The organism is Escherichia sp. KTE114 (assembly GCF_000407765.1).
GTDB lineage: Bacteria > Pseudomonadota > Gammaproteobacteria > Enterobacterales > Enterobacteriaceae > Escherichia > Escherichia ruysiae.
Genome location: NZ_KE136626.1, coordinates 1,389,341 through 1,405,261 on the forward strand (window position 1 = coordinate 1,389,341; position 15,921 = coordinate 1,405,261).

At 49.1% G+C, this 15,921-nt stretch carries 13 protein-coding genes; 4 read left to right on the forward strand and 9 right to left on the reverse strand.

Annotated elements, in window-relative coordinates; genetic code table 11:
* Positions 1-89 precede the first annotated feature (89 nt).
* The 3 genes from WC5_RS14185 to yiaK are packed head-to-tail and all read right to left on the reverse strand — an operon-like array spanning position 90 to position 2,507.
* Positions 90-1,010, reverse strand: coding sequence for a DUF4862 family protein (locus WC5_RS14185; RefSeq protein ID WP_000646633.1), 921 nt, complete (start codon positions 1,008-1,010; stop codon positions 90-92).
* 22 nt (positions 1,011-1,032) lie between these two features.
* The gene (locus WC5_RS14180) at positions 1,033-1,497 is read right to left on the reverse strand and encodes a NanQ anomerase/TabA/YiaL family protein (RefSeq protein ID WP_000576116.1); all 465 of its coding nucleotides are present in this window, start codon (positions 1,495-1,497) and stop codon (positions 1,033-1,035) included.
* 11 nt (positions 1,498-1,508) lie between these two features.
* Complete coding sequence (yiaK, locus tag WC5_RS14175; RefSeq protein ID WP_000869058.1) at positions 1,509-2,507, reverse strand: 3-dehydro-L-gulonate 2-dehydrogenase; 999 nt, start codon at positions 2,505-2,507, stop codon at positions 1,509-1,511.
* Positions 2,508-2,723: 216 nt separating this feature from the next.
* Here yiaK and yiaJ point away from each other — a divergent pair, with 216 nt between their 5' ends.
* Positions 2,724-3,557: an IclR family transcriptional regulator YiaJ gene (yiaJ, locus tag WC5_RS14170; protein ID WP_000516598.1), complete on the forward strand. Its 834-nt coding sequence runs from the start codon at positions 2,724-2,726 to the stop codon at positions 3,555-3,557.
* 101 nt (positions 3,558-3,658) lie between these two features.
* A complete protein-coding gene (locus tag WC5_RS14165; RefSeq protein WP_010349697.1) occupies positions 3,659-4,132 on the forward strand; it encodes a 4Fe-4S binding protein in 474 nt (157 codons plus the stop codon).
* A 150-nt stretch (positions 4,133-4,282) separates the two neighbouring features.
* Here the strand turns inward: WC5_RS14165 and avtA are convergent, their stop codons facing one another.
* Both avtA and malS read right to left on the reverse strand, forming a co-directional pair.
* A complete protein-coding gene (gene avtA, locus WC5_RS14160; RefSeq protein WP_016231531.1) occupies positions 4,283-5,536 on the reverse strand; it encodes a valine--pyruvate transaminase in 1,254 nt (417 codons plus the stop codon).
* Between the two features lie 176 nt (positions 5,537-5,712).
* Positions 5,713-7,743 carry an alpha-amylase gene (gene malS, locus WC5_RS14155; protein ID WP_016231532.1) on the reverse strand — a complete coding sequence of 677 codons (2,031 nt, stop codon included), beginning with the start codon at positions 7,741-7,743 and terminating at the stop codon, positions 5,713-5,715.
* A gap of 410 nt (positions 7,744-8,153) precedes the next feature.
* On the opposite strand from malS, the gene WC5_RS14150 reads away from it, so the two are divergent.
* On the forward strand, positions 8,154-8,978 hold the full coding sequence (locus tag WC5_RS14150; protein ID WP_016231533.1) for a protein bax: 825 nt from the start codon (positions 8,154-8,156) through the stop codon (positions 8,976-8,978).
* A 209-nt stretch (positions 8,979-9,187) separates the two neighbouring features.
* On the opposite strand, the gene xylR is transcribed toward WC5_RS14150, so the two are convergent.
* From xylR to xylF, 4 genes are all read right to left on the reverse strand, one after another.
* Complete coding sequence (xylR, locus tag WC5_RS14145; protein WP_000494493.1) at positions 9,188-10,366, reverse strand: D-xylose utilization transcriptional activator XylR; 1,179 nt, start codon at positions 10,364-10,366, stop codon at positions 9,188-9,190.
* Between the two features lie 77 nt (positions 10,367-10,443).
* Complete coding sequence (xylH, locus tag WC5_RS14140; RefSeq protein ID WP_000045978.1) at positions 10,444-11,625, reverse strand: xylose ABC transporter permease XylH; 1,182 nt, start codon at positions 11,623-11,625, stop codon at positions 10,444-10,446.
* Positions 11,603-13,144, reverse strand: coding sequence for a D-xylose ABC transporter ATP-binding protein (xylG, locus tag WC5_RS14135; protein ID WP_016160044.1), 1,542 nt, complete (start codon positions 13,142-13,144; stop codon positions 11,603-11,605). Before xylG ends, xylH begins: the two co-directional genes overlap by 23 nt.
* 76 nt (positions 13,145-13,220) lie before the next feature.
* Entirely contained in the window at positions 13,221-14,213 is a 993-nt protein-coding gene (xylF, locus tag WC5_RS14130) for a D-xylose ABC transporter substrate-binding protein (RefSeq protein WP_000694881.1), read from the reverse strand.
* 366 nt (positions 14,214-14,579) lie between these two features.
* On the opposite strand from xylF, the gene xylA reads away from it, so the two are divergent.
* Entirely contained in the window at positions 14,580-15,902 is a 1,323-nt protein-coding gene (gene xylA / locus WC5_RS14125) for a xylose isomerase (RefSeq protein WP_001149552.1), read from the forward strand.
* Positions 15,903-15,921 lie beyond the last annotated feature (19 nt).

Below are 15,921 nucleotides of genomic sequence, written 5' to 3' on the forward strand. Positions count from 1 at the left end.
CAATATGTTTTCATTAATTAATGTTGTTGGTATTCGTAATATTTATTGGAGAGCGATTAATTAGAATCTGGCAAAATAAATGAATCGTTTTAAATAGATTCATTTAGAGAGTGAATGCCATTGCGTAATATTTCGATGCGGTGCTGAACATCAGCAGCTGCATGGATTTCTAATAACTTGATGCCCGAAAATTGCAATGTTGATGGCTCTGCTACATTAAATAACTCGCGAACATGATCTGTGGTCATCAGGCTTTCTGCACAGAATGGTGCAAACGGCGCGTGTAAATCCTGCCATTCTCCGTATGCTCCGTTTAGCGTCGTACCAGAGAACATCAACGCGCCGAGTTTCCCGGCCTGTTTCGCCATTTGGGTATGGGTCAGCGGCAACGCTGTATTGCGGCCTTCAATGGCGGATCGCGCCCAGTTGATACAGATGCTGACGTCATAATCGGCAATGACTTCCAGCACATTTTCCAAAGGCAAAAAGCCTTTGCGGGGAGCGGCAGACGTCATGGCATCGCAGTGTTCCAGCACCAGTTTGCACGGCCAGTCCCAACTGGCGATTTCTTTCAACGAGCGGGCAAAAGCATCCGTTGCTTGCATAACATTGGGATTCGTTGCTAACGGTGCGGCCTGGATCTCCAGTGCGAGCACTTTATTAGCCTGCAATGAGTTGATTTTATGGAACAGGTGGCAATAGTACGCCACGCAGGCCTTGCGTTGTTCTTCATCGCTGGAGGCGAGACCAAAGCCGCTGTTTTCGCTGCGGCGACGCATGGTTTCCATCACAGCGGTGACGACAAATTTCCAGCTTTCCGGCGTATGGCGAAGTAACCATTGATCGCCAAGAGGATGGAAGTTTTCCAGGCAGGGTTGTTCCAGACCGCGAATATCAGGGGTATCTGATAATTGTCGCCAGAAATCCTTCTCTTCCTCTTCACTTCTTTGGTGGAAAGAAGGTGCACAGGGATACGCACCGATAATATAACCGGCATTATTCGCTTTCATTTTGTGCTCCAGTAATAACTTTTTATAAAGCGCAGAGGGCTACTTTAACCACGATTTTGCGGATTGCCATTGGGGCATTTTTATTACATGCCGGTCGGTGAACATCCTGCGGGAAGAAAATAGCGTAGCTACCCGGTATCATTTCTATAAATGATTCATGTTCACTATCGTGATAAAAAATAATATCGCGTTGCTCTAATAGTGATTCGCTGACTTTATTATTCCCGGTATCAATGGCTACACCGATTTTCTCTTCGCCCCAGGCCAGAAACTGAATATCCAGATAGCGACGATGAACCTCAGGACGGTTTTCCACCGCCTCGCGTGTGGTTAAATCGATAATTTGCGCAAAAATATTTTTGCCGTCGATTTCGATAACGCCCGGTGCCAGGACGTTGAAATCGGTGGTGCGTAGAAAATCGAGCGCCTTTTCAATGGCGACGGGCAAACGGCACGGATTAGGTTGTGTGATATGTCCAAAAATCATGGTCTATCTCCTTATAATGCCTGGATTTTTGCCCATACGCTGTCGTCAATGGTAATTCCGTTACGACGGTTTTCTGCCAGCAGGGTAGTGAATTCGTGACCGGGTAAACGAATGGCCTGGTTTTCGTCTGCGCGCTCGGCGCTAGTAACGTAATCCATAATGCGTTGCAGTTTGGCATCGCGGGTGGAACCGTCGATCAGTTTGTCCACTTCAATGGCAATAAAGATTTGTGAAATGCCGTACTCGTCGCTGTTGTCCTGGGTGACTTCAGCAACCGATGCGCCGTCAGAAAGGAGAGTGGCTATCATATCCAGCACAATCGACATGCCAGAACCTTTCCAGTAACCCATCGGCAAAATGCGGCGATTTTTCTCGATAATGCCAGGTTCTTTGGTCAAATTGCCCTCATCATCAAACCCACCATCGACCGGCAGCTCGCGTCCCGCCAGACGATTCACTTCTAACATGCCGTAGGAGAACATCGACATCGACATATCGACCATGGTGATGGGTGAAGAAGGAATAGCGACGATCAGTGGGTTGGTGCCGATGCGACACTCTTTTGCGCCCCACGGCGGCATTACGGCGATAGAGTTGGTCCAGCAGATGCCGATATAGCCTTTTTCCGCCGCCTGCCAGCCGTAGCTGCCGCCGCGCATCCAGTGGTTGGCATTGCGTAACGCGACCAGGCCAATCCCGTGAGTTGCCGCCAGTTCAATGGCGCGGTCCATCATCTTTTTCGCCGTCAGGTTACCGATCGAACGCTGGGCGTCCCACTGCTCAATCGCGCCGAGGCTGGTTATACGTTTGGGTTGGGCGTCAGGAATGATATCGCCGTTTTCCAGTTGCTGAATGAAACGGGGGAAACGGTTAACGCCATGAGAATAAACGCCGGATTCGGTGGTGCGGGCGAACATCTCTGCACAGGCATCGGCTGTTTCGCTGTCAACGCCACGTGAAATTAATACCCGATTAAAGGCTGTTTTTAACTGCTCAAATGTCACTTTCATCCCTGGCTTCCTTGTGTTTGTTGATCGCTTTTTTAGCTTAAAATTCCACTATGCGAAATTTGATTTCAAATATATCGATCGCTTTTTAACAAAGCAATCCGCGCCATGATTTTTAAAAATTATTAAAATCAAATAGTTACAAATTATCTGTCGAGATCGTGAACTGCGACACACTTTGCGTTACCATCAGGGCGCGATAAAAAGGGGAAGAAAGCGATGGGAAAAAAAGAGCACGAGTTGGCGCAGGAAAAAGAGCGCCCAGCTGGAAGTCAGAGCCTGTTTCGCGGGTTGATGCTGATTGAGATTTTGAGCAACTATCCAAACGGTTGTCCGCTGGCGCATCTCTCTGAACTGGCTGGCTTAAATAAAAGCACGGTCCATCGTTTATTGCAGGGGCTACAGTCCTGTGGCTATGTGACAACTGCTCCCGCTGCGGGGAGTTACCGCCTGACCACAAAATTTATTGCTGTCGGGCAAAAGGCGCTGTCGTCGCTGAATATCATTCATATTGCCGCGCCGCATCTTGAGACGCTGAACATCTCCACTGGTGAAACCATTAACTTTTCCAGTCGAGAAGATGATCACGCTATTTTGATTTATAAACTGGAACCTACTACCGGTATGCTACGAACCCGCGCCTATATTGGTCAGCATATGCCGCTCTACTGTTCGGCGATGGGTAAGGTTTATATGGCGTTTGGTCATCAGGACTACGTGAAATCGTATTGGGAAAGCCATCAGAATGAAATCCAGCCGCTAACCCGCAACACCATTACCGAACTGCCCGCGATGTTCGATGAACTGGCGCACATTCGTGAAAGTGGCGTGGCAATGGACAGAGAAGAGAATGAACTCGGCGTCTCCTGTATTGCTGTTCCGGTGTTTGATATTCATGGGCGGGTGCCGTATGCGGTGTCGATTTCGCTTTCGACATCACGCCTGAAACAGGTGGGGGAGAAAAATCTCCTGAAACCGCTGCTTGAAACTGCGCAGGCTATCTCCAATGAACTGGGATTTACCGTCCGGGATGACCAGGGCGCGATCACATAACGCTTTTGGCAGGTGGCAAAACTTTAATATTTCCTTCGTTGGATCAAAGCAATAATGGCGCACTCTCTGGCACGCTGCGGTTTTAGTGCAAAGGAGTGATCATGAACCGGTTTATTATTGCGGATGCGACGAAATGTATCGGTTGCCGTACCTGTGAAGTGGCTTGTGCAGTGTCGCATCAGGAGAATCAGGATTGCGCTTCGTTGTTACCTGGCGAGTTTATTTCCCGTATTCGTGTCATCAAAGACCACACCTGGACCACGGCAGTAGCCTGTCATCAGTGTGAAGATGCACCGTGCGCGAATGTTTGCCCTGTGGACGCTATTCGCCGCGAACATGGGCATATCTTCGTTGAACAATCACGTTGTATTGGCTGTAAAAGCTGTATGTTGGCTTGCCCGTTTGGTGCGATGGAAGTGGTTTCTTCGCGCACAAAGGCGAGAGCGATTAAGTGTGACCTGTGCTGGCATCGGGCAACGGGACCAGCCTGTGTTGAAGCTTGCCCGACAAAGGCGTTGCAGTGTATGGATGTTGAGAAAGTGCTGCGGAATCGGCTACTACAGCAGCCTGTTTGAGACATTATTCCGGCGGTTCTCAACGCCGGAATAGTGCGTTTCGTTTATGCCGGGTGCGGCGTGAACGTCTTATCTGGCCTACAAAATCTTACAAATTCAATATATTGCAGAAATTATGTGGCCTGATAAGCGCAGCGCATCAGGCAATTTTTAATGACTCTCAGCCCAGGCGCGTTCGATCTCTTCTGCCAGAATCTTCACTCCTGCCTCGATTTTCTCCGGTTCCGGCACATAGTTCATGCGCATACATTGATGCGTATGCGGCCACGGTTTATCCAGCCCAGGGAAGAAGTTGTGTCCTGGCACCATCAGCACGCCGCGCGCTTTAAGCCGCTGGTAAAGCTGCTCGGTGGTAATCGGCAAATCCTTAAACCATAGCCAGAGGAAAATAGCGCCTTCGGGTTTATGAATCAGGCAGCGATCTTCTGGTAAATAACGGCGAATGATGGCGATAGTTTCCTGAACACGCTGGTAGTAGAACGGCTTGATGACCGTTTCTGACAGGCGCAGCAGATCGTTACGCTTAATCATTTCACACATCATCGCCGGACCAATACCGCCAGGCGCCAGGCTGATAATGCCGTTCATATTAGTGATGGCGGTGATGATTTTTTCATTGGCGATGATAATGCCGCAGCGTGAACCAGGCAGCCCCAGTTTGGAAAGGCTCATGCACAGCACGATATTTGGATTCCACAGTGGGCGCGCTTCGCTGAAGATGATACCCGGGAACGGGACGCCATAAGCGTTATCAATCACCAGCGGAATGCCGTGTTGATTCGCCAGCGCGTCAAGCTTCAGCAACTCTTCGTCAGTAATCACATTGCCTGTTGGATTCGTCGGCCGGGAGACGCAAATCATCCCGGTTTCTTCGCCAATATGCAGATGCTCAAAATCGACGTGGTATTTAAACTGGCCTTCCGGCAGCAGTTCAATATTCGGACGCGCAGAGACAAACAGATCTTCTTCCAGTCCGGCGTCAACGTAGCCAATGTACTCCGGTGCCAGCGGGAACAGCACTTTTTTGACCCGACCATCGGCACGGCGTCCGGCAAACAGATTAAATAAGTAGAAAAACGCGCTCTGGCTGCCGTTTGTTAGTGCAATATTCTGTGGTTCGATATCCCAACCCAGCTTCTCGCGTAGCATTTCGGCAAGTAGTGTGAGTAGCCCCGTTTTCCCCTGCGGGCCGTCGTAATTACACAGCGCATCAGTGGCTTTGCCGCTTTCCAGCATGTCGGTAAGCAGCGTCTGGAAGTAGTCCTGCATTTCTGGGATCTGCGCCGGATTGCCGCCGCCGAGCATAATCGCGCCGGGCGTGCGTAAGCCGTCGTTCAGATCTTCCATCAGCAGCGTAATGCCGGAGTGGCGGGTAAATTTGTCACCAAAAAGGGAGAATGTCATAGCGGGATATCTGTCGAACTCTGTAGCAAGGAAAGTAACAATAACGCTACATTTGCTGGGGTGCAAATCGGGTTGCTGCAAGAGGATTGGCGTATCATGCTAAGCTTTATGATATGTCTGGTCTTTTATACTGGAATACGGCTTCCCGACATACTGCAAGTGGGAAGCCGGAAAAGTTACTGTTGCCCCGCCCAGACAACCATCACTTTATCGTCGCCATGTTCACGGACAAATCCATAACCTTGTTTCAGTGACAATGTGGTCTGCTTACCCGCGCCAATCGCTGGATGGCGGGCGCGGAACTGACCGAGGCGTTGCCAGTGCGCAACGCTGGCAGCAGATTTACCGCTAACATCCTGCCAGTTCATATCCGAGCGTGTGCCTTGCAGCGGATCAGAACCGGTAGCTCCGAACGGACGCGAGGATTCATCACCATAAAAGATTTGCACCGCACCTGGCGCTAATAGCAATAACTCTGCTGCTTTGTCGCCCCCTTCGCGGAACAGGCGGGTATCATGCGACGAGAGGTAGCTCAACACGTTGAAATCCTGCAATTTATCTGCCATTTGCTGCCAGGTGGTATCCATCTGTGCCAGACAATCGACGGCTTTCGCGGCCTGTTCCTGATAATCGAAATTGATCATCGCATCGAAGCCGTGGCGATAGTAGTCACTTTGCATTACGCCATGACCCCAGGCTTCGCCGGTCATCCAGAAAGGTTTGTCATCTAACGCTTTATCGGGGTTAGCTTTTTTCCATTCGCGAAGTGCGGCGCTGGCTTCGGTTTTCAGTTGCTGCCAGGCGGGCAACTCAACATGTTTGGCGGTATCGACCCGAAAACCATCAATCCCGTAGTCGCGAACCCACTGGCTTAACCAATGCGTTAAATAATCGCGGGGGGTAAAACCATCGATGGCTTTAGCGTGGGTATCCGGTTTGTTTTTATAGAACACCGGCAGACCTGAAGCGGTGGTAGATTCGGTCTTTATATCCGGCAAAAAGGCCAGCGACATGGTGAGATCGTCGAATCCAGGATTGTCGTAATCGCCAATATCCGTTCTGATCCAGTTTTTTCCCCACCATTTATCCCAGCCTGTTTTGTCGCTGAAATTAATGTAATCGTTAAAGCTATGCCAGGTTTGCCCGGCGGCGGGTTTCCAGTCGCTCCAGCGGTCACCCAGTGTTTTTTTCAGCTCATCACCGGAAAGGTATAACGCGCCAAACTGATACTCCTGCATATCCGCCAGCGTGGCATAACCGGTATGGTTCATCACCACATCAAAGAGAATACGAATACCGCGCTGGTGCGCGCTATCAACCAGCGCCTGTAGATCGGCTTCGTTGCCCATATTTGCATCAAGATTCGTCCAGTCCTGTGTGTAATAACCGTGGTAGGCATAGTGCGGGAAATCGCCTTTTGTACCACCGCCCACCCAGCCGTGAATTTGCTCAAACGGGGCGCTGATCCACAGGGCATTGACGCCCAGCTGCTGGAGATAATCCAGTTTGTTGGTCAGGCCGCGTAAATCGCCGCCGTGAAAAGTGCCAATTTCCGCCATACCGTCTTTATGACGACCGTAGCTCTGGTCATTGCTGGGATCGCCGTTTTCGAAACGGTCTGTCAGCACAAAGTAAACGGTGGCGTTATGCCAGTCGAAAGGGGCAGAGGTGTCAGTTTCTGCCCGTTCCAGTAGTAGTAAGCCGTTACTGGTGGCGGCAGGTTGTAATGTAATTTGGCCATTTTTCACTGTCGCGATTTGTTGACTGTAATAATCACGGACAGGCGCACCTTCCGGGAAGGTGGCACTGACATCAAGCGTAAGTGGGCGACCATCCCATTTCGGGCATTCACGGATTGGGGTTGCTATTGGTTCGGCGGTGTTTGGGATCGATATCATCAACGTCGGCGTGCCGGAGCGGGTGTCGATTTGCAGCGTATATTCGCCATCTCTGAACAATCGCCATTGTGGCGGTGTGTTGTTGCAAGGTTGCAGGGAAAGCATCTGATTGAGTTTTATCGCATTCACCGGCTGCCAGCACTGTTGGTCAAAATTTAGCGTTAGTGGACGCGTACCTTTAGCCAGCTTCGCGTGGCTGACAAATGTTCCTGTCCCCTGTTCGGTAAAGGCGGGGAACCCCGGCGAAGTCCAGCTGGCGGCAATGGCAAAGCCGGGAAGGAGTGTCAGAAAACAGGCGGCAAGTTTCATGGCGGGTGAGTCCTTATTGCTGCGATTTCAGACAGTTTGCCAGCGAATAACCAGACAAAACTCATCCCTGAGTAGTAAGTCCACAGGATGAGACGCAGGGGGGAGCGATCGCGCGCAAAAAACAGCTGAATTTTGCGATAAAATCCACATTTTCTGCGATCTTGCACCAATCTGAACCATTACCACGTGACATAGTTTCAGATTTGGACTATTCCTTGGGGTGCGCTCGACCGCTATTTTTGATATGATTTGAGATTCAACTCTCAAATTTGGGAAAAATATTACTCTAAATCATTCGAGTTGCAGGACAAAACACCAATGGCGTTTTGAACAGCGTTTGCGCAGTACATGCAACTTGAAGTATGACGAGTATAAGGTGTTTGAATGATTAAATCCGATCAGGAGACCTGATGATTTTGACTCCCATACGACGATATGGGGCGATGATTCTTATGTTACTCACTCTGGTGTTTTCGAGTGAGGTGTTAGCGAAGACGCACACGACAACAACGAGTCAAAAGTCCCACTTAACTAAAGCTAGTAATAAACAGGTAAGCAGTAAACAAGAGTATTCTCGCAATAGTGCAAAGAGCAGTTCACTTCCTGATTTGCGAAAATACCCTTCCGGAACACCAAGAAAAAAAGCGTTTCTCCGGACTGTAATGCCCTATATTACCAGCCAAAATGCTGCCATTATGGCGGAACGTAACTGGCTAATCTCAAAACAGTACCAGGGTCAATGGTCGCCTTCAGAGCGTGCACGTCTGCAAGACATTGCCAAACGCTATAAGGTGAAGTGGTCCGGTAATACGCGAAAAATCCCGTGGAATACGCTGCTCGAACGTGTAGACATTATCCCGACCAGTATGGTGGCGACGATGGCTGCAGCAGAAAGCGGTTGGGGAACGTCGAAACTGGCGCGTAGCAACAATAACCTGTTCGGCATGAAGTGCATGAAAGGACGTTGTACCAATGCGCCGGGTAAAGTGAAGGGGTACTCACAGTTCAGTTCTGTAAAAGAATCGGTGAGCGCCTATGTCACTAACCTGAATACGCATCCGGCTTACGCTTCTTTCCGCAAATCACGCGCACAATTGCGTAAAGCGGATCAGGAAGTTACCGCCACAGCGATGATTCATAAGCTGAAAGGTTATTCCACGAAAGGGCAGAGCTATAACAACTACCTGTTCGCGATGTACCAGGATAACCAGCGGTTAATCGCCGCGCATATGTAATTGCATTCCCTTGAGCCTTATCCGACTTGTTGGTCGGATAGGGCTTTTGTTCGCATCAGGTGGTTGTGCTGAGTTACCTGATGCGACGCTGGCGCGTTTTATCATGCCTGGCGGGTAGGTCGGATAAGGCGTTCACGCCGCATCCGACAACCACGCAGCGTTGCCTGATCCGACGCTTCTCATCACGCATGGTGGATTTTCCCCTCCCGCTACAGCATTACCTCGCTATTTACATCGCGATACTCTTTTGGTGTCGTGTCATACGCTTTTTTAAATACAGAGTAAAAATATTGCAGCGATGGATAACCACACATTTGCGATATCTCATTGATCGACAAGGTAGTAGAAATCAGCAGGCTGCGCGCTTTCTCCAGCTTCTCGGCATGAATCATGGCGTGAATAGTTTCACCCACTTCTTCTTTAAACCGTTTTTCAAGATTGGATCGCGATATGCCCACCGCATCCAGAACCTGATCCACTTTAATTCCTTTGCAGGCATGATTGCGGATGTAATGCATGGCCTGAATAACGGCGGGATCGGTCAACGAACGGTAATCAGTAGAACGCCGTTCGATGACACGGACTGGCGGAACCAAAATCCGCTGCAACGGCATCTCTTCTTTATCTAATAAGCGATGCAAAAGTTTTGCCGCCTGATAGCCCATTTGTCGGGCACCCTGCGCAACAGAAGAGAGGGCGACACGCGAAAGATAGCGGGTCAATTCTTCGTTATCTATGCCAATCACGCATAATTTTTCCGGTACGGGGATGTGCAGATGCTCGCATACTTGCAGAATATGCCGCGCCCGGGCGTCAGTGACGGCAATAATCCCTGTTTGCGGTGGCAGTGTTTGCAGCCAGTCTGCCAGCCGATTCTGCGCGTGTTGCCAGTTCTCTGGTGCGGTTTCCAGCCCCTGATAAACCACACCTCGGTACTTCTCTTCAGCTACAAGCTGACGAAAGGCATACTCGCGTTCGGCGGCCCAGCGTTTGCCGCTCGACTCTGGCAGACCATAAAAAGCAAAGCGGTTAACGCCTTTCTCTTTTAAATGCAAAAATGCGCTTTCAACCAGCGCATAGTTATCGGTGGCAATGTAATGTACGGGCGGATAGCTTTCTGCCAGGTGATACGAGCCACCAACCCCAACAATAGGGACGTTGACATCAGCCAATGCTTGCTCGATTTGTTTATCGTCGAAGTCGGCGATGACGCCATCTCCTAACCAGTCCTTGATTTTATCAATGCGGGCGCGGAAATCTTCTTCAATGAAAATATCCCATTCCGATTGCGACGCCTGTAAATATTCCCCTACACCTTCTACTACTTGACGGTCATAGGCTTTATTAGCATTGAACAGCAACGTGATGCGATGACGTTTAGTAAACATGGTTCTTTTCCTGCTGAATCATGCAAAAACTCAAAACCGGTAATACGTTACCGGCTTTGAGAAAATTTTTATCAAAATCAGGAACGGCGTTTGGTTGCGGAGTCCATCCATACTGCCAGCAACAGAATCGCACCTTTGACGATATACTGCCAGAAGGTCGGTACATCCATCATACTCATGCCGTTATCCAGTGAAGCCATGATGAATGCCCCCATTACTGCACCGGCAACACTCCCCACACCGCCTGCCAGACTAGTACCGCCAATCACACATGCTGCAATCGCGTCCAGCTCGGCGATATTCCCCGCAGAAGGTGAACCAGCGCCAAGTCGAGAACTAAGAATTAACCCGGCGATGGCTACCATCAAACCGTTGATAGCAAACACGGCAAGTTTTGTTCGTTCAACGTTAATCCCGGATAGCCGCGCCGCTTCCAGATTACCGCCAATAGCGTAAATACGTCGCCCAAAGGCTGTCCGTGTTGCCATAAACATTCCACCGAGTAACAGCAACGTCAGCAGCAGAACAGGAGTGGGAACGCCACGGTAATCATTTAGCAGCCAGATTGCGCCTAAAACGATGATAGCCGTTAATGCCTGGCGACCGACCACCGCCGTAGATGCCGGAGACTGCAAACCCAAAGCCTGACGGCGCATTCTTCCGCGCCATTGCCAGCCGACAAAAGCCATTAAACCAAGCGCGCCGATGATGAAACCGGTACTGGCTGGTAGATAGCTTTGCCCAATTTGTGACATCGCGGCGCTGGTGGGGGAAACGGTCGTGCCGTTGGTGATACCAATCAGGATGCCGCGAAATGCCAACATACCTGCCAGGGTGACAATAAATGACGGGACTTTGCGGTACGCGACCCACCACCCATTCCACGCTCCGAGAAGCAGTCCCAGAACCAATGTCACAATGATAGTGAGTGGCAGCGGCCAACCCAACCAAACGTCACAGATAGCGGCGACCCCGCCTAGTAGCCCCATCATGGAGCCGACCGAGAGGTCGATTTCAGCAGAAATTATGACGAACACCATACCTACCGCGAGAATGCCGGTAATTGCGGTCTGGCGCAGCAGGTTGGAAACGTTACGGGCGCTTAAGTAGGCACCATCGGTGGTCCAGGTAAAGAACAGCATGATTGCGATGATCGCTGCAATCATCACGAAGACCTGTAAATTCAGTGATTTCAGCCCAGAAAAGCCACCGGATGTCGGTACGGCTAATTTCACTTCAGACGGATTGCTTTTCGACATGATGTTCGCTCCTCAATGCGGCTTCCATCACCTGCTCCTGAGTCAGGTTATGATTTATCAGGTTGGCTTTTAGTTTTCCTTCATGCATCACCAGCACACGATCGCTAAGGCCGAGTACTTCAGGTAATTCAGAAGAGATGACAATAACGGCAATACCTTGCTGGACGAGTTGGTTAATTAATTTGTAGATCTCGTATTTAGCGCCAATATCAATACCCCTGGTGGGTTCATCAAGAATGAGAATGCGTGGATTTAATAGCAGGCAGCGTGCGAGGATCGCTTTTTGCTGATTGCCACCGCTTAAACGTCCAATAGCAAGGTCGGGGGAGGATGTTTTAACTTTGAGTTGCTGGATGGATTCCAGGATACATTTTTGCTCTGCGGCATCATCAAGCTGGCTGATCCCTCCGGTAAATTTATTGAGTGCGGCGAGAGTAATATTTTTACCAACCGCCATTACCGGAACGATACCATCGCGCTTTCTGTCTTCTGGCACCATCGCAATACCCTGGGCGATCGCTTGCTGGCAGTTGTGAATATCCACCTGTTTGCCGTCAATATAGATTTTCCCTTCCCACTGTCCGGGCCAAACGCCAAACAGGCATTGAATGGTTTCGGTGCGTCCGGCACCGACCAGTCCGGCAATACCCAGTATTTCACCGCGTTTCAGAGAAAAAGAGACATCGTTAACCCGTTTAATATGACGATTAACCGGATGCCACGCCGTCAAGTGCTCAATACGTAATATTTCATCACCAGTGATATGCGGTTCGTTAGGGTAAAGTGCCGTTAATTCTCGCCCTACCATCATAGTGATAATATCGTCTTCGCTCATTCCGGCTGCATCACGTGTTCCTATATGCTGACCGTCGCGAATAACGCAAATCGTATCGGAAATTGCTTTAACTTCGTTGAGTTTGTGCGAAATATAGATACAGGCGATACCGTGTTGTTGCAGATCGCGAATAATATCCAGTAAAACCGTGGTTTCCAGCTCGGTTAATGAGGCTGTCGGTTCATCAAGAATTAATAAACGCACCTGCTTATTAAGCGCCTTGGCAATTTCAACCAGTTGTTGTTGCCCAAGCCCTAAATCGCCAACGCGGGCATCTGGTGAAATGGATAAACTGACCTGCGCTAATAGCTTCTGGCAGCGTAGCGTCATCTGGTCATAATCCATAATCCCATTGTGGGTTATTTCGTTACCCAGGAAGATATTTTCCAGCACGGTCAATTCTTTCACCAGGGCCAATTCCTGGTGAATGATGGCGATACCTTTGCGTTCGGTATCGCGGATGTGACTTGCCTGAATCTCTTCGCCAGCAAAAATAATTTCGCCTTCGTAGGAACCATGAGGATAAATTCCACACAGCACTTTCATCAGCGTTGATTTACCAGACCCATTTTCCCCACAGAGTGAGACGATTTCGCCAGCGTTTAGCCGCAAGCTGACGTTATCTATCGCCTTCACGGTGCCGAAGGTTTTGGTAATGTTCTTCATTTCAAGTAGATAAGACATAACGACTCCACCTAAGCCAATCAGTTCACGCGGCATGGAGAGAAATCACGCCCCAGTCAGCGCCGGGGCGTGACGCTTAAAGCTCGCTCTCTTTGTGGAATCCGTCTTTAATTACCGTATCTTTGATGTTGTTTTTATTAACATCGATTGGTGTCAGCAGGCGGGATGGAACATCTTTCAGACCATTATTCAGTGTGGTATCTGCTTTTGGTTCCTGACCATTGCCCAACTCAACGGCAATTTCTGCGGCAGTATTTGCCAACAACGTAATAGGTTTATACACCGTCATAGTTTGCGTACCGGCAGCAATACGTTTTATGCCCGCGAGATCCGCATCCTGACCGGAAATTGCCACTTTGCCTGATAAACCTTGAGCACTTAATGCCTGAATCGCCCCGCCAGCGGTAGCATCGTTTGAGGCAACAACCGCATCAATTTTGTTATTGTTGGCAGTTAGCGCATTTTCCATAATTTTCAGCGCATTTTCTGGTAACCAACCATCAACCCATTGGTCGCCAACGACTTTAATTTTTCCTGAGTCAACATAAGGTTTTAATACTTTCATTTGCCCGGCGCGAAATAGCTTGGCGTTGTTATCGACCGGGGAGCCACCCATCAGGAAATAATTGCCCTGTGGGACGATATCAACTAGGGCTTTTGCTTGCAGTTCGCCGACTTTTTCATTATCGAAAGAAATATAAAAATCTATATCTGCATCATTAATCATGCGGTCGTAAGCTAATACTTTTATACCTTCTTGTTTGGCTTCTTTTACAACGTTACTTAATACCTGACCGTTATATGGAATAATGACAAGAACGTCGACGCCCCGGTTAATCATGTTTTCAATCTGCGACATTTGGGTTTCTTCATTGCCATTCGCAGATTGCACAAATACTTTCGCACCGAGAGATTCTGCTTTTTTAACAAAGATATCCCGATCTTTTTGCCAGCGTTCAAGACGGAGATCATCAATCGCCATTCCTATTTTTACTTCTTTGGCGTGCGCTGCGACGTTAGTAAGCAGGAGTGAGGTGCAAAGGGTGAGTAAGATGTTCTTTATTTTCATGATTCAGAGGCCTTCTGTTGTTAGAGGTCAGCTTAAAAAGTAACAATCACCGCGATAAACGTAACCAATTTTTAGCAACTAAACAGGGGAAAACAATTACAGATTTTTATCTTTCGATTACGATTTTTGGTTTATTTCTTGATTTATGACAGAGATCTTACTTTTATTGATTAATTGTACTTGTTGCATTTTTCTATTCGAGAAATCACCCAATTTCATCATTCCATATTATTTTTGCGAGCGAGCGCACACTTGTGAATTATCTCAATAGCAGTGTGAAATAACATAATTGAGCAACTGAAAGGGAGTGCCCAATATTACGACATCATCCATCACACGCGGCATTACCTGATTATGGAGTTCATTATGCAAGCCTATTTTGACCAGCTCGATCGCGTTCGTTATGAAGGTCCGAAATCCTCTAACCCGTTAGCATTCCGTCATTACAATCCCGACGAACTGGTGTTGGGCAAGCGTATGGAAGACCACTTGCGTTTTGCCGCCTGCTACTGGCACACCTTCTGCTGGAACGGGGCGGACATGTTTGGTGTGGGCGCTTTTAATCGTCCGTGGCAGCAGCCTGGCGAAGCTCTGGCGCTGGCGAAGCGTAAAGCCGATGTCGCATTCGAGTTTTTCCACAAATTACATGTGCCGTTTTATTGCTTCCATGACGTGGATGTTTCCCCGGAAGGCACATCGTTAAAAGAGTACATCAATAACTTTGCGCAAATGGTCGATGTGCTGGCTGGCAAGCAAGAAGAGAGCGGTGTGAAACTGTTGTGGGGAACCGCTAACTGCTTTACTAACCCTCGCTATGGCGCGGGCGCGGCGACGAACCCAGATCCCGAGGTCTTTAGCTGGGCAGCTACACAAGTTGTTACCGCGATGGAAGCAACGCATAAACTGGGTGGTGAAAACTATGTGCTGTGGGGCGGTCGTGAAGGTTACGAAACTCTGTTGAATACCGATCTTCGTCAGGAGCGTGAACAGCTTGGTCGCTTTATGCAGATGGTGGTTGAGCATAAACATAAAATCGGTTTCCAGGGCACGCTGCTTATCGAACCGAAACCGCAAGAACCGACCAAACATCAATATGATTACGATGCCGCAACGGTTTACGGTTTCCTGAAACAGTTTGGCCTGGAAAAAGAGATTAAACTGAATATTGAAGCGAACCACGCGACGCTTGCGGGTCACTCTTTCTACCATGAAATTGCCACAGCCATTGCGCTTGGTCTGTTCGGTTCTGTCGATGCTAACCGTGGCGACGCGCAATTGGGCTGGGATACTGACCAGTTCCCGAACAGCGTGGAAGAGAACGCGCTGGTAATGTATGAAATCCTCAAAGCAGGTGGTTTCACGACCGGTGGTCTGAACTTTGATGCCAAAGTACGTCGTCAGAGCACTGATAAATACGATCTGTTCTACGGTCATATTGGGGCGATGGATACGATGGCGCTGTCACTGAAAATTGCAGCACGCATGATTGAAGACGGCGAACTGGATAAACGCGTAGCGCAGCGTTATTCCGGCTGGAATAGCGAACTGGGTCAGCAAATCCTGAAAGGCCAAATGTCATTGGCTGATTTAGCAAAATATGCTCAGGACAACAATCTGGCGCCGGTGCATCAGAGTGGACGCCAGGAGCAACTGGAAAATCTGGTAAATCATTATCTGTTCGACAAATAAAGGCTAATTGTGCAGTCCG